Annotated in this window: 15 protein-coding genes; 12 read left to right on the forward strand and 3 right to left on the reverse strand. The window is 64.2% G+C overall.

Annotation, left to right across the window (positions count from 1 at the left end):
* The first annotated feature begins 37 nt into the window (after nt 1-37).
* Nucleotides 38-517, forward strand: a complete 480-nt coding sequence (locus H040_RS05055) for a chemotaxis protein CheW (RefSeq protein WP_016393802.1) — start codon at nt 38-40, stop codon at nt 515-517.
* Nucleotide 518: 1 nt separating this feature from the next.
* On the forward strand, nt 519-914 hold the full coding sequence (locus tag H040_RS05060; RefSeq protein ID WP_027921207.1) for a DUF2802 domain-containing protein: 396 nt from the start codon (nt 519-521) through the stop codon (nt 912-914).
* Between the two features lie 42 nt (nt 915-956).
* On the opposite strand, the gene H040_RS05065 is transcribed toward H040_RS05060, so the two are convergent.
* The 3 genes from H040_RS05065 to fliK all read right to left on the reverse strand — a co-directional run bounded on the left by H040_RS05065 (nt 957) and on the right by fliK (nt 5,694).
* Entirely contained in the window at nt 957-3,716 is a 2,760-nt protein-coding gene (locus H040_RS05065) for a dermonecrotic toxin domain-containing protein (RefSeq protein ID WP_027921208.1), read from the reverse strand.
* A gap of 83 nt (nt 3,717-3,799) precedes the next feature.
* Nucleotides 3,800-4,138 carry an EscU/YscU/HrcU family type III secretion system export apparatus switch protein gene (locus H040_RS05070; RefSeq protein ID WP_027921209.1) on the reverse strand — a complete coding sequence of 113 codons (339 nt, stop codon included), beginning with the start codon at nt 4,136-4,138 and terminating at the stop codon, nt 3,800-3,802.
* Nucleotides 4,135-5,694, reverse strand: coding sequence for a flagellar hook-length control protein FliK (gene fliK / locus H040_RS05075; RefSeq protein ID WP_027921210.1), 1,560 nt, complete (start codon nt 5,692-5,694; stop codon nt 4,135-4,137). The genes H040_RS05070 and fliK overlap by 4 nt, the downstream gene beginning before the upstream one ends.
* Before the next feature lie 132 nt (nt 5,695-5,826).
* Here fliK and ccmA point away from each other — a divergent pair, with 132 nt between their 5' ends.
* Genes ccmA through H040_RS05125 form a run of 10 tightly spaced genes read left to right on the forward strand, consistent with a single transcriptional unit; the run spans nt 5,827 to nt 13,169 of the window.
* Nucleotides 5,827-6,459 carry a cytochrome c biogenesis heme-transporting ATPase CcmA gene (gene ccmA, locus H040_RS05080; protein ID WP_027921211.1) on the forward strand — a complete coding sequence of 211 codons (633 nt, stop codon included), beginning with the start codon at nt 5,827-5,829 and terminating at the stop codon, nt 6,457-6,459.
* The gene (ccmB, locus tag H040_RS05085) at nt 6,456-7,124 is read left to right on the forward strand and encodes a heme exporter protein CcmB (protein WP_008096270.1); all 669 of its coding nucleotides are present in this window, start codon (nt 6,456-6,458) and stop codon (nt 7,122-7,124) included. The genes ccmA and ccmB overlap by 4 nt, the downstream gene beginning before the upstream one ends.
* A gap of 43 nt (nt 7,125-7,167) precedes the next feature.
* The gene (locus H040_RS05090) at nt 7,168-7,935 is read left to right on the forward strand and encodes a heme ABC transporter permease (protein WP_027921212.1); all 768 of its coding nucleotides are present in this window, start codon (nt 7,168-7,170) and stop codon (nt 7,933-7,935) included.
* Nucleotides 7,932-8,108: a heme exporter protein CcmD gene (gene ccmD / locus H040_RS05095; protein ID WP_027921213.1), complete on the forward strand. Its 177-nt coding sequence runs from the start codon at nt 7,932-7,934 to the stop codon at nt 8,106-8,108. The genes H040_RS05090 and ccmD overlap by 4 nt, the downstream gene beginning before the upstream one ends.
* Nucleotides 8,105-8,560, forward strand: a complete 456-nt coding sequence (ccmE, locus tag H040_RS05100) for a cytochrome c maturation protein CcmE (RefSeq protein ID WP_027921214.1) — start codon at nt 8,105-8,107, stop codon at nt 8,558-8,560. Before ccmD ends, ccmE begins: the two co-directional genes overlap by 4 nt.
* Before the next feature lie 11 nt (nt 8,561-8,571).
* The gene (locus H040_RS05105) at nt 8,572-10,545 is read left to right on the forward strand and encodes a heme lyase CcmF/NrfE family subunit (RefSeq protein WP_177326734.1); all 1,974 of its coding nucleotides are present in this window, start codon (nt 8,572-8,574) and stop codon (nt 10,543-10,545) included.
* A complete protein-coding gene (locus H040_RS05110) occupies nt 10,542-11,078 on the forward strand; it encodes a DsbE family thiol:disulfide interchange protein (protein ID WP_027921216.1) in 537 nt (178 codons plus the stop codon). The genes H040_RS05105 and H040_RS05110 overlap by 4 nt, the downstream gene beginning before the upstream one ends.
* Complete coding sequence (locus tag H040_RS05115; protein WP_027921217.1) at nt 11,075-11,551, forward strand: cytochrome c-type biogenesis protein; 477 nt, start codon at nt 11,075-11,077, stop codon at nt 11,549-11,551. The genes H040_RS05110 and H040_RS05115 overlap by 4 nt, the downstream gene beginning before the upstream one ends.
* Entirely contained in the window at nt 11,544-12,737 is a 1,194-nt protein-coding gene (gene ccmI / locus H040_RS05120; RefSeq protein WP_027921218.1) for a c-type cytochrome biogenesis protein CcmI, read from the forward strand. Before H040_RS05115 ends, ccmI begins: the two co-directional genes overlap by 8 nt.
* Before the next feature lie 12 nt (nt 12,738-12,749).
* Complete coding sequence (locus H040_RS05125; RefSeq protein WP_027921219.1) at nt 12,750-13,169, forward strand: hypothetical protein; 420 nt, start codon at nt 12,750-12,752, stop codon at nt 13,167-13,169.
* Nucleotides 13,170-13,315 lie beyond the last annotated feature (146 nt).

Below are 13,315 nucleotides of genomic sequence, written 5' to 3' on the forward strand. Positions count from 1 at the left end.
ACACAACCGTTAACAGCGGATTTAGAGGGCTAGGGGAATGAAAAAGTCGTCTGCGCAAGGTTCTGAAGATCCGATCCTGCAGTGGGTAACCTTCCGTCTGGACAACGAGTCCTACGGCATCAACGTCATGCAAGTGCAGGAAGTGCTGCGCTACACCGAGATCGCACCGGTGCCGGGCGCACCTAGCTACGTGCTGGGCATCATCAACCTGCGCGGCAATGTGGTGACGGTGATCGACACCCGCCAGCGCTTTGGCCTGATGCCATCGGACGTGACCGACAACACCCGTATCGTGATCATCGAGGCTGACAAGCAAGTGGTTGGCATCCTGGTCGACAGCGTTGCCGAGGTGGTGTACCTGCGTCAGTCGGAAATCGAGACGGCGCCGAACGTCGGCAACGAAGAGTCGGCCAAGTTCATCCAGGGCGTATGCAACAAGAATGGCGAGCTGCTGATCCTGGTCGAGCTGGACAAGATGATGACCGAGGAAGAGTGGTCCGAGCTGGAGAACATCTGAGTTGATCTTCGAGGTGGCGGTAATTTTCCTGGCGCTGCTGTGGGCTGTGAGCCTGTGGTTCTTTCTCAACTACAGCAAGCGCCAGCGCGAACTGGCGGCGCAGCAGGCCGCGGGCGATGCCTTGCGCGACCAGCGCATCAAGGACCTGGGCAAGCGCCTGGACGACTACCAGAACGGTACCGTGCGCATGGGTGAGGCCATCCACGAGCTGCGCGCGGCAGTGGCGACCTTGCCTGACCGCCTGGAACGCCTGGAGCAGCGCGACCCCAACAACGTCACCTTCAGTCAGGCCGCCAAGCTGGTGGGGATGGGGGCGAGTGTGTCGGAATTGACCGAGACCTGTGGCTTGACCCAGGCCGAGGCGGAGCTGATGCGCAAGTTGCACCGCTCGGAATGAAAGAAAAAAGGCGACCCTGAGGTCGCCTTTTTTGTGCCTGCTTCAGGTGCTGGCCCACGAGTGCAGGCCGCCAACCCTTGCCAGGCGGTTGAGCGGCAGGCGTTCACGTTGCACGGCCTTGAAGGCGTCCAGGTCAATGTACAGGTAGCTGTTGATGCGCGGCATCATGTACAGGTTGTGCAACTGGCGCAATTGGTAAAGGTCAGGCAACAGCCTGTCTATCACGGCGCTTAACATCGCCGGGCCGGTCAGCTGGCTCAAGCGGCTGGCGTAACGGTAGAAGCCTTCCGGATCGTCGGCCAGTGTGGGGCGGGCGTGATAGAAATCGGTATTGAGCCTGTAGCGCGCATGCATCTCTTCGGAAATGGCCCGCAGTGTCGGGTTGCCCGGGTGGCTGCCGATCATGCTGGTGTTGTACAGGCTGTTCATGCCCAGCTTTTCGTTTTGCAGGGGCGGATGCAGCAGCAGGCCATCATCGCTGGTTGCCAGTTCGAGCGTGTCGATGGCTGCACTGTCGTGCGGGCCGCCTACAGTCAGCGCCTGGCTCAGCAGTTGGTCATCGACGTCCATGTACAGCCCGCCTTCGGCATGCAGCATGGGATAGCGCAATACATCCGATGCGGAAGCGTAGTTGGTGGCCACTCCGCCATTGCCGGCGATCGCGGCTTGATATTGGTCGAAGTACTCGCTCTGTGCGAAGGCCTCGAAAAACGGTTGTTCTTCCAGTGCCAAAACCTCCAAGCCAGGCACGTTTGCACTCAGCTTTTCGAGGTTTTGCGCGAACGCCTCCGGGTTTGCCTTCGACAGGAACAGCCGATACTGATAGGGGCTGTTTCGCAGCTTTGCCGCATTGGCTGACAAGGTATCGATCAGCGCGTTGCCCAGCGTCTTGTCACCGACCCAAAGCGAGGAGATCAGTTTGGGTATGGGGTGAGCGCCTTCGATTGCCGCAGCGGGGAGTTGCACCGGAAACCGCACGTCGATGCCTAGCGCGCGAAGGGACGACATGCGCATCGCGTCCGTCACCTGCCGCCCTGCGTTGCTGACGATGCGCATGTTGCCGGTCCCTGGCTCGGCTTCATAGTAGGTCGGGCTTACTTCGTTGGTGCCTTCTTCGGTGATGAACAGGTCGGCCTGCACGTCGTAGACCAGGTCCAGTGTTTCCAAATACCCAGGGGACTCTTCCAGATAGCCCAGGAGATGATCGACATCACCGTTGTAGCGTGCAAAGCGCTCCACCGAGTTGGCCACTGCGGCGTTGCCATCCGGCAATGGGGCGATTCGTACAGGGCGGCGGAAGTAGGGGGCGACATCCAGCTCGGGCAAGTGGGGCGGGCTGACTGGGCTCAGCGGGTAGCCCCATTGCTCGTTGACCTGGCGCGGCGCAACGAAACCGTCCTGCTGCCAGCTAAACAGGGCGTCGCCCTTGAGTACTGCTTCAGCGGCCAAAGGCGTTGCATTCAACAGGCCGTAGGTAATGTTGCCTATGCCCTGCTTTTTATCTTGCAAGGTCTTGCCGTTGATTGCCTGGTCCAGGCCGAACCCGACCTGGGCGATGCCGCCCAGTGCCAGCAAAGGCGCGAGGCCCGGCACCACGAAGGTCAGGGGGGCCAGCAAGGTGAGTGTGGTGTTGAGGTAGCCCGCCCACCGGGACGTGATGACTTCGCTGTTGCTGGTAATCAGGAAGTCGGCATCGTCGTAGCTGCGCTGGCGCTGACGTTCGGCCATCGCCTGGAACAGGTCGCCGGTGATTCTGGGGTTGTACTTGCCGGGGCGGTAGTTGACGTAGGTACGCGGCGGCCAGGTACCGTCGTCATTGAAAAAGCCATGTTCCGGGGGCAGCCTGTGGTTACGCGGGTATACGCCCAAGCCTTCCAGTGCGGTGTCCAGGCCGCTGAAGTCGATACCCTGCGGGCCGTCGGCCAGGCGGAAATGCTGTTTCAACGCCTGACGCCCGGTCGCCTCCTTGCACTGCTGGCCAACCCAGTCCTTGAGCAGGTTTTCACTGGCGAATTCCAGCAGGGGCGAACTGTTGCCGGGCGCGTACAGCAGTGTGAGGTCGCTGCTGACATCGTTGATGTAGAGCAGGTCGCTGGCCGCATAGCCATAAATGCTCAACGTGCTCAGGCGCAAGCCCTTGCCTCGGGGAATCAGCTCGGCTGCACGCCAGGCCAGCTTGCGTGCGGCATCGCTCAGGCTACCTTCGGCGACCTGCTGGTTGCAGGCCGCGATGAAATTGAGTTTGCAGCATAGGCGGTAGTCCTGAAGGTGTTGGTGCCAGAACGTGTCGAGCGAGGCCTTGTAGCCGCTGTGGAAGTCGAGCGCCTCGATATGCGCATACAGGGCTTCGGCGCGAATATCGAGCAGCGTCGAGTGATCGTAGCGGGCGGGCGCCGAGCGCCTGAACAGGCCGTTGAACACTTCGTACCATGCACCGTTATCGGCAATGGGTTGTTGAGGCAGTTTGTCGACGACAGCGATCGGGCCATCATCAGGAAGCTGCCCGGCCCAGGGTTGCCTGAACAGCCCGCCGAAAAAATCATTGTTGGATTCGCCTTGCCAGTTCGTCAGTACGGCCTGGGTCAGGCTGAGGCGCTGGACCACAACTGCCTGGTAGCTGGCGATCCCGGCTCGGTGGACATGCAGCGTGACGACGTCGATCTGGTCGGGGTCAAGGTTCACGCCTTGTGCCGACAGCCAGCTGCTTATCGCGTGCCTGGCCTCCCGGTCGGGGCGGGGTAGAGCGGCCAGGTGGTTGCGAACGAACTGCACACCGGCAGCATTGATTGGGGGGGTAGGCATTGCGGTCTCCGTGGCAAGCAAAAGGCCACAGAGTCGAACGATCGGTTAGCTGCAAAGCGGTAAATAGTGCTGGCCGCGGCGATTCAGGCGGGTGGCCCGGCCAGACGTGGCTGCACTTCGGTCACGTCACGTTCCCCCTGGGGCGCATCCTCGAAGCCGTACGGCACCTTGCCGCGCAGCTGCCAGGCAAAGGCGATGATTTCGGCAATGGTCAGGTACAGCGCCTCGGGGATCTGTTCGCCCAGCTCCAGGCGTGCCAGCAGGCGCACCAGTTCGGCATTCTCGTAGATTGGTACTTCGTGCTCGCGGGCCAGGGCGAGAATAGCCTCGGCCAGCTCGTCATCGCCCTTGGCGGTCAAGGTCGGGGCCTGCTGGCCGTCGTAGCTCAGGGCGATGGCCTGGCGTGGTTGCTTGTCGATCATGCGTTTTCGTCCACCCAGCGTTGTTCCACCCGTGTGCGCGGGCCTTGTGGTGGAATGCCAGCGTGGCACTCCAGGTCGCCGACATCCAGGCCACGGGCCAGCAGGCGTTCGCGCAGGGCGCCGAGCTGGCTGTCGATCAGCCGTGCGGTCTGTTCGCGCTCGGCCCACAGATGGCCGGACAAGCGCCCCTCGAGCAGTTGTGCCTGCACCTGCAATGGGCCCAGGGGGGCCAGGTCGAACGCCAGGTCGATCCGCCACAGTGCCTGCAGCGGGTCCGGCTGTTCGCGTTGCTGGCGTTTGCCCTGCTGCTCCGGGGTTTCTTCGCGCTGCAGCTTCACTTGCAGGGGGATGAACTCCTGGCCGTGGCGCACCGGCACTTCGGTCTGCCAGGTGGTCTGCAGGTTGCCGTTATCCAGCGTGCCGGATTGCTGCAAGCTGCTCAGGGCGTGGCTCTGCAGGCGCGAAATGGCGGCGGCGGCCAAGCGCAGCAGCTGTTGCAGGTCACCTTCATTTTCCATGGCCTGCAGCAGGCGTGACGGTAGCGGGAATGCGCCCGGTAGTGTTCTCGGGCTGACCCGGTCGAGCATGCCCAGGGCGCTGCGGGCCATGGCCGGCAGGGCCTGGGCCAGGGCAGTGCTGGCGACCACCGGACTGGTCGGCGCGCTCACGGTGGCCTGGGCCACCAGCCGGATCAGCTGCGCCTTGAGGTCAGTGGGCACGGCGCTACCGAGGCCGCCCAGCAGTTTTGCTTCGAGGAAGGTGCCACTGTTGTTCAGGGCCTGGGCCAGTGCTTTGCCGTCGCTGAGCTGACGGGCATCCGGCAGGCTGGCCAGCAGGCTGCTGGCGGTGCTGCGCAGTTCGCCGTCGCTGCTCGGGCTGCTGGCTATCTGCTGCAGCGCAGCGAGCAGGCCGGGCAGGGACGCCTGGCGGCCTTGCTGGGTCAGCAACTGCTGGGCAATGTTCAGTTGTTCCTGGCGACCGCTGAGCGGCACGAAACGCAGCGACTGATCGCCCTGCACCAGGGCGCTGAGCAGGCTGCCGATCGGCAGTGGGCGCGGGCTGTCGATGCTGAGTGTGGCGCCAGCCTGAGCCGTGTTGAGCAGGCTGACCAGCGAGCGGAAGCTGGCCGCCTCGCCCGCAGCCTGAGGCAACGGCTGGTTGGTCAACACCTTGCCCTGCAGCAGGGTACCAACCGGCACCTTGCTGGTGTCGAGCTGGGTGAGGGTGGCGACATTGCTGGCACTGGCCTGCTGCACCATGATGGCCAGGCGGCTGCCTTCGGGCTGGCTGACGGTGAGCTGGCTGCCCTGTGGAATGGGCTGATTGGCACTGGCCTGGACCTGGGTCTGGCTGCCGTTGGCCTGAATCACTTGCAGCACCAACTGGAAGGTACTGCCGCTCTGGCGCATGGTCAGCACTTCGGCCTGAGCGGTTTCGCCTGGCTTGAGCAAGCCGGGTTGGGCCTGGGTCAGGTTGAGCAGTTCACCGGTCAGCTGGGCCTTGATCGCCTGCGGATTGATGGCGGTTTGTGCGCCGAGACTATTGATTTCAGTCATGATTGTATACAACCTGTGGAGCCCGCCCTCTTGGCAGCGCGGCAGCTCATGTAATAATGCCTGCCGCCCGCCACTGCCAGTATAACGGCCGCGGGGTGGGCGACTTGAGAAGCATATAGATAAGGCGAATCCGTGACCCTTCACCTCCAAGCCGTGGGCCTGGCCTGCGAGCGCGACTGGCGCCTGTTGTTCGAGCACCTCGATTTCGAGTTGCGCCCCGGCGACATGCTGCAGATCAGCGGCCCCAACGGCAGCGGCAAGACCAGCCTGTTGCGACTGTTGGCCGGGCTGATGCAGCCAACTGCCGGGCAGATCCTGCTGGGTGGCAAGCCACTTGGCGAACAGCGCCATGCCCTGGCCAGCATCCTGCTGTGGATCGGCCACGCCGCCGGCATCAAGGACCTGCTCACCGCCGAGGAGAACCTCACCTGGCTCTGCGCCCTGCACCAACCGGCCACCCGTGAAGCCATCTGGGCGGCACTTGCGGCGGTCGGCCTGCGCGGTTTCGAAGACGTCCCCTGCCATACCTTGTCCGCCGGGCAGCAGCGCCGTGTGGCACTGGCCCGGTTGCACCTGAGCAGCCCGACGTTGTGGATTCTCGACGAACCCTTCACCGCCCTCGACAAGCAGGGCGTGGCCCAGCTCGAAGCGCACCTGGCCGCCCACTGCGAACAGGGCGGTACGGTCGTGCTGACGACGCACCATAGCCTGGAGCGCAAGCCGAGCGGCTACCGCGAACTCAACCTGGGGCAGTGGGCGGCATGAGCGTATTCATCCTGTTGCTGCGCCGCGAAGCGCGCTTGCTGTTCCGCCGCCCGGCAGAACTGGCCAACCCATTGGTATTCTTCGCCATCGTCGTGGCCCTGTTCCCGTTGGCAGTTGGCCCGGAAAGCCAATTGTTGCAAACCTTGTCGCCTGGGCTGGTCTGGGTCGCGGCCTTGTTGGCCGTGCTGCTGTCGCTCGATGGCCTGTTTCGTAGTGATTTTGAAGATGGATCGCTGGAGCAGTGGGTGCTGTCACCGCATCCGCTGGCCATGCTGGTGCTGGCCAAGGTGCTGGCGCACTGGATCTTTTCCGGGCTGGCGCTGGTATTGTTGGCGCCATTGCTGGCACTGATGCTGGGGTTGCCCAGCCATTGCCTGCCGGTGCTGCTCGGCTCACTGCTGCTGGGCACGCCGGTTTTGAGCCTGTTGGGGGCGGTCGGCGCTGCGCTGACGGTCGGTCTCAAACGTGGTGGTTTGTTACTGGCGTTGCTGATTCTGCCGTTGTATATCCCTGTATTGATCCTGGGCAGTGGCGCGTTGCAGGCGGCATTGCAGAATATGCCAGCCACCGGCCATCTGCTCTGGCTCGCCAGCCTTACAGCCCTGGCGGTTACCCTGGCACCCTTTGCGATAGCGGCCGGCCTGAAGATCAGCGTCGGCGAATAACGAGTCCCGGGCTCCCAAGCCCGGCTAATACCGGATGTACCTGATGAAAATTAGCTGGACGTGGTTCCACAAACTGGGTTCGCCGAAATGGTTCTATGCCATCAGCGGCCGCATGCTGCCATGGCTGGCCATCTCTGCCACCCTTTTGCTGGTCACCGGTGTGGTCTGGGGCCTGGCGTTCGCCCCCGAGGACTATCAGCAGGGCAACAGCTTCCGCATCATCTATATCCACGTGCCTGCGGCCATGCTGGCACAGTCCTGCTATGTACTGCTGGCTGTGGCTGGCGCGGTGGGGCTGGTGTGGAAGATGAAACTGGCCGATGTCGCCCTGCAATGCGCAGCGCCCATTGGCGCCTGGATGACCGCCGTGGCGCTGGTCACCGGGGCCATCTGGGGCAAACCGACCTGGGGTAGCTGGTGGGTCTGGGACGCCCGGCTGACCTCGATGCTGATCCTGCTGTTCCTGTACTTCGGCATCATTGCCCTTGGCCAGGCCATCAGCAACCGTGACAGCGCCGCCAAGGCCTGCGCGGTGCTAGCCATCGTCGGGGTGATCAACATTCCGATCATCAAGTACTCGGTGGAGTGGTGGAACACCCTGCACCAGGGCGCCACCTTCACCCTCACCGAAAAACCGGCGATGCCAGCCGAAATGTGGCTGCCGCTGCTGTGCACGGCGCTGGGCTTCTATTGCTTCTTCGGTGCCGTGCTGCTGCTGCGCATGCGCCTGGAAGTGCTCAAGCGCGAGGCGCGCGCCAGTTGGGTCAAAGATGAAGTGTTGAACAGCCTGGGGCGGAGGGCCGCGCGATGAGTTTCGCTTCCTTTGGCGATTTTCTCGCCATGGGCCACCATGCCCTGTATGTCTGGTCGGCCTATGGCATCTGCCTGGCGGTGCTGGCGCTGAATGTCGCCGCCCCCCTGTTGGCCCGTCGCCGCTACCTGCAAGATGAGGCGCGCCGTTTGCGCCGGGAGAACAACCAGTGAATCCGCAGCGCAAGAAACGCCTGTTCCTGATCCTCGGCCTGCTGGTCGGGGTTGCGGTTGCCGTCGGCTTTGCCTTGAGCGCCCTGCAGCAGAATATCAACCTGTTCTACACACCCACCCAGATCGCCAACGGCGAGGCGCCGCTGGACACGCGCATCCGTGCCGGTGGCATGGTCGAGAAGGGCTCGGTGCAGCGTTCATCGGATTCGCTCGACGTGCGTTTCGTGGTTACCGACTTCAACAAGTCCGTGCCGATCACCTACCGCGGCATCCTGCCGGACCTGTTCCGTGAAGGGCAGGGCATCGTTGCCCTTGGCAAGCTCAACGGTGACGGTGTGGTGGTCGCCGACGAGGTGCTGGCCAAGCACGACGAGAAGTACATGCCGCCGGAGGTTACCAAGGCCCTGAAAGAAAGCGGCCAGGCGGCCAGCGGCGCGGGGGCCAAGCCATGAATGCGGCACTGGTGATTCCCGAGCTCGGCCAGCTGGCGATGATCCTGGCGATCTGCTTTGCCGCCGTGCAGGCCACGCTGCCGCTGCTCGGTGCCTGGCGCGGTGACAGCCTGTGGATGAGCCTGGCGCGCCCGGCAGCCTGGGGCCAGTTCACCTTCCTGGTGTTCGCCTTTGCCTGCCTGACCCACGCGTTCATGACCGACAATTTCTCGGTCGCCTACGTGGCCAGCAACTCCAACAGCGCCTTGCCCTGGTACTACAAGTTCAGTGCGGTATGGGGCGCCCACGAAGGCTCGCTGCTGCTGTGGGCGCTGATCCTCGGTGGCTGGACCTTTGCCGTGTCGATCTTCTCCCGCCAACTGCCGCAGGTCATGCTGGCCCGTGTGTTGGCGGTGATGGGCATGATCAGCGTCGGCTTCCTGAGCTTCCTGATCATCACCTCCAACCCGTTCCAGCGCCTGCTGCCGCAGGTGCCGACCGACGGCCGTGACCTCAATCCGCTGTTGCAGGACTTCGGCCTGATCGTCCACCCGCCGATGCTGTACATGGGCTATGTGGGCTTCTCGGTGGCCTTCGCCTTCGCCATCGCCGCACTGCTGGGCGGGCGGCTGGACGCGGCCTGGGCGCGCTGGTCGCGGCCCTGGACCATCGTCGCCTGGGCCTTCCTCGGCGTGGGCATCACCCTTGGTTCGTGGTGGGCGTACTACGAACTGGGCTGGGGCGGCTGGTGGTTCTGGGACCCGGTGGAGAACGCCTCGTTCATGCCTTGGCTGGTGGGCACCGCGCTGATCCACTCGCTGGCGGTGACCGAAAAACGCGGGGTATTCAAGAGCTGGACCGTGCTGCTGGCGATCGCTGCGTTCTCCCTGAGCCTGCTGGGAACCTTCCTGGTCCGCTCCGGCGTGCTGACCTCGGTGCACGCCTTCGCTGCCGACCCGGCGCGCGGCGTGTTCATCCTGATCTTCCTGCTGTTCGTGGTCGGTGGCTCGCTGACCCTGTTCGCCCTGCGCGCCCCGGTGGTCAAGAGCCAGGTCGGCTTTGCCCTGTGGTCCCGTGAAACGCTGCTGCTGGCCAACAACCTGGTGCTGGTGGTGGCGGCCTCGATGATTCTGCTGGGCACCCTCTACCCGCTGGTGCTCGACGCCCTGACCGGGGCCAAGCTGTCGGTCGGCCCACCTTACTTCGATGCCCTGTTCCTGCCGTTGATGGCGCTGCTGATGGTGGTGCTGAGCCTGGGCGTGGTGGTGCGTTGGAAAGACACCCCGGTCAAATGGCTGGTCAGCATGATGACCCCGGTACTGATCGGCAGCGCGGTGCTGGCGCCAATCGCCGGCTTCATGGTCGACGACCTCGACTGGCCGGTGCTCAGCGCCTTCGCCCTGGCGGCCTGGGTGGTGCTGGGCGGCCTGCGTGACATCTTCGACAAGACCCGCCATAAAGGCCTGGCCAAGGGCGTGCGCGGCCTGACCCGCAGCTACTGGGGCATGCAGCTGGCGCACCTGGGCCTGGCGGTGTGTGCCCTGGGTGTGGTGCTGTCGAGCAACAACAGCGCCGAGCGCGACCTGCGCCTGGCGCCGGGCGAAAGTGTCGAGCTTGGCGGTTACCACTTCCTGTTCGAAGGGGCGAAGCACTTCGAAGGGCCGAACTTCATCTCCGACAAGGGCACCATCGTGGTCACCCGTGACGGCCGTGAAGTGACCACCCTGCACCCGGAAAAGCGCCTGTACACCGTGCAGCAATCGATGATGACCGAAGCCGGCATCGATGCTGGTTTCACCCGTGACTTGTACGTCGCCCTGGGCGAGCCGCTGGAAAACGGAGCCTGGGCAGTGCGCGTGCATATCAAGCCTTATGTCCGCTGGATCTGGCTGGGCGGTCTGCTGACTGGCCTGGGCGGGTTGCTGGCGGCCTTCGACCGGCGCTATCGCGTCAAGGTCAAGACCCGGGTGCGTGAGGCCCTGGGCGTGTCTGGAGCTGCTGCATGAAGCGTTGGATCATGGTCGTGCCACTGGCGGTGTTTCTGCTGATGGCGGTTTTCCTCTACAAGGGGCTGTTTCTCAAGCCCGACGAGCTGCCGTCGGCGATGATCGGCAAGCCGTTCCCGGCGTTCGCTCTGGCTTCGACGCAGGGTGACCGCAACCTGACCCAGGCCGACCTCCAGGGGCGGCCGGCACTGGTCAATGTGTGGGCCACCTGGTGCCCGTCGTGCAAGGTCGAGCACCCGTACCTGAACCAGCTGGCCCAACAGGGCGTGGTGATCCACGGCATCAACTACAAGGACGACAACGCCGCCGCGCAGAAGTGGCTGGCCGAGTTCCACAACCCGTACCAGCTGGATATCCGCGACGAGCAGGGCAGCCTGGGGCTGGACCTGGGCGTGTATGGCGCGCCGGAAACCTTCCTGATCGACGCCAAGGGCATCATTCGCTACAAGCACGTCGGCATCGTCGATGCCAGCGTGTGGCGCGAGCAGCTGGCACCGCTGTACCAGGGCCTGGTCGACGAGGCCAAGCCATGAAGCGCTGGCTGGCAGCCGCCGTGCTGGGCCTGAGCCTGGCCGGTGTGGCCAGGGCGGCCATCGATACCTACCAGTTCCGTGACGACGCCGAGCGCGAGCGTTACCAGCAGTTGACCAAGGAACTGCGCTGCCCCAAGTGCCAGAACCAGGACATCGCCGACTCCAACGCACCGATTGCCGCGGACCTGCGTCGCGAGATCTTCCGCATGCTCGGCGAAGGCAAGAGCAACCAGCAGATCGTCGACTTCATGGTCGACCGCTATGGCGACTTCGTGCGCTACAAGCCGGCGCTCAGTGGCCGCACCTGGTTGCTGTGGTTCGGCCCGGGCATTCTGTTGGCGGGTGGTTTCGTGGTGCTGGCGGTGATCGTCCGCCGGCGCCGTGGCCCGGCCGCCCAGGTTGCACAGCAACTGTCCGTCGAAGAACGCGAGCGTCTCGCCAAACTGCTGGAAAAAGAACAGACCCATGACTGAATTCTGGCTTAGCGCGGGCCTGTTGCTGCTCGCCGCCCTCGGCTTTCTGCTGATTCCGATCCTGCGTGGCCGTCGCCAGCAGCAGGAAGAAGACCGCACCGCCCTCAACGTCGCCCTGTACCAGGAACGCGTTGCCGAACTGGCCGCCCAGCAGGCCGCCGGTGTACTCGATGAGGCGCAGATGGCCAAGGGCCGTGACGAAGCTGCCCGCGAGCTGCTGGCCGACACCGAAGGCGCCGAACCTGCGCGTCAGGGGCACCTGGGCAAGGCCTTGCCATTGCTCGCGGCCGTGCTGGTGCCCGCACTGGCACTGGGGCTGTACCTGCACTTTGGTGCGGCGGACAAAGTTGAACTGACCCAGGAATTTGCCGCGGCGCCGAAAACCATGGACGAAATGACCACGCGCCTCGAGCGCGCCGTGGAGGCTCAGCCGGACTCGGCCGAAGGCCTGTACTTCCTTGGCCGGGCCTACATGGCCCAGCAACGCCCGGCCGATGCGGCACGTGCCTACGAGCGCGCCGTGGCCCTTGCCGGCCGCCAGCCCGAGCTGCTTGGCCAGTGGGCCCAGGCGCTGTACTTCGCGGCGGACAAGCAGTGGAGCCCCCAGGTGCAGGCGCTGACGGACGAGGCACTGAAGGCCGACCCGAACGAGGTCACCAGCCTTGGCTTGCGGGGCATCGCCGCCTTCGAGGGCGAGCGTTACCAGGAAGCCATCGACTACTGGAACCGCCTGCTGGCGCAACTGCCCGAAGGTGATGCCTCGCGGGCGGCGCTGCAAGGTGGCATCGACCGTGCGGCAGAGCGACTGGGTGGTGCCGGTGGCACCAAAGCGCAGGCCTCTTCGCCAGCCCGCCTGAAGGTGCGGGTGGAGCTGGCAGCGGCGCTCAAGGACAAGGTCAAGCCTGACGATACCGTGTTCATCTTCGCCCGTGCCAGCAACGGCCCGCCAATGCCGCTGGCGGCCAAGCGGGTGACCGTGGCGCAGTTGCCACTGGAGGTGGAATTGTCTGACGCTGACGCTATGCTGCCGCAGATGAAACTGTCCCAGTTTGCCGAAGTCCAACTGGTTGCACGTGTTTCCCGCGCCGGCCAGCCGACCCGCGGCGAGTGGATCGGCCTGGGCGCGCCCCTGGCCAATACCACCCAGGCCACCCAGCACCTGACCATCGACAGCCCCGACCCGTAAGAGAGCCACGCCATGCATAGCGCCGTCCGCCTGACCCTGATCACCCTGGCCGTGGGTTTGTCCGCGTGTACGGCGCATCAACCGTACGAGCAGCCGTCGCCGCCGATCGAGACCGTGCCACCGCATCAAGGGCCAGCGGTAAAGCCGCTGCCGGGTGGCCAGCCGTCGACACAGCCGAGCAAACCGGCGGCGATCCCCAAACCGATGCCGCGTACCTCTGCCAGTTTCGCACCACCACCGGGTGGAGCGAGCCACTGGGATCCGAAGCTTGGGGTGTATGTACTGGAGAAAAAGACCAATGTCTTTTACCGGCAGCGCACCTACTACCGCTATGACAATGGCTGGAGCTGGTCGCTCAACCCGGATGGGCCATGGCAGGAAACTGACAGCAGCGGTGTGCCCGGGGGGCTGGGGCGCGCTTACGGGCAATAAATTTGTTGAGGCTTGCGGGTGTTCGCCGTTAGAAGTTGGGTGCCTGTGGGATCGAGCGCCGCCCGCGCGGCGCATCGCGGATGAATCCGCTCCTACATTTGTTGCAACGTGCCGAACCTGTTACGCCATGGTTGCCTGCCTTGGCG

This window comes from Pseudomonas sp. URMO17WK12:I7 (assembly GCF_003269045.1).
GTDB classification, from domain to species: Bacteria; Pseudomonadota; Gammaproteobacteria; order Pseudomonadales; family Pseudomonadaceae; genus Aquipseudomonas; species Aquipseudomonas putida_J.

Excerpts from the sequence above, each read along its gene's own strand:
- ccmI (WP_027921218.1), top strand. The coding sequence starts at position 11,544 with ATGACTGAATTCTGGCTTAGCGCGGGCCTGTTGCTGCTCGCCGCCCTC.
- H040_RS05065 (WP_027921208.1), bottom strand. The coding sequence starts at position 3,716 with ATGCCTACCCCCCCAATCAATGCTGCCGGTGTGCAGTTCGTTCGCAAC.
- fliK (WP_027921210.1), bottom strand. The coding sequence starts at position 5,694 with ATGACTGAAATCAATAGTCTCGGCGCACAAACCGCCATCAATCCGCAG.
- H040_RS05070 (WP_027921209.1), bottom strand. The coding sequence starts at position 4,138 with ATGATCGACAAGCAACCACGCCAGGCCATCGCCCTGAGCTACGACGGC.
- H040_RS05090 (WP_027921212.1), top strand. The coding sequence starts at position 7,168 with ATGAAAATTAGCTGGACGTGGTTCCACAAACTGGGTTCGCCGAAATGG.
- ccmD (WP_027921213.1), top strand. The coding sequence starts at position 7,932 with ATGAGTTTCGCTTCCTTTGGCGATTTTCTCGCCATGGGCCACCATGCC.
- H040_RS05055 (WP_016393802.1), top strand. The coding sequence starts at position 38 with ATGAAAAAGTCGTCTGCGCAAGGTTCTGAAGATCCGATCCTGCAGTGG.
- H040_RS05125 (WP_027921219.1), top strand. The coding sequence starts at position 12,750 with ATGCATAGCGCCGTCCGCCTGACCCTGATCACCCTGGCCGTGGGTTTG.
- H040_RS05115 (WP_027921217.1), top strand. The coding sequence starts at position 11,075 with ATGAAGCGCTGGCTGGCAGCCGCCGTGCTGGGCCTGAGCCTGGCCGGT.
- H040_RS05110 (WP_027921216.1), top strand. The coding sequence starts at position 10,542 with ATGAAGCGTTGGATCATGGTCGTGCCACTGGCGGTGTTTCTGCTGATG.
- ccmB (WP_008096270.1), top strand. The coding sequence starts at position 6,456 with ATGAGCGTATTCATCCTGTTGCTGCGCCGCGAAGCGCGCTTGCTGTTC.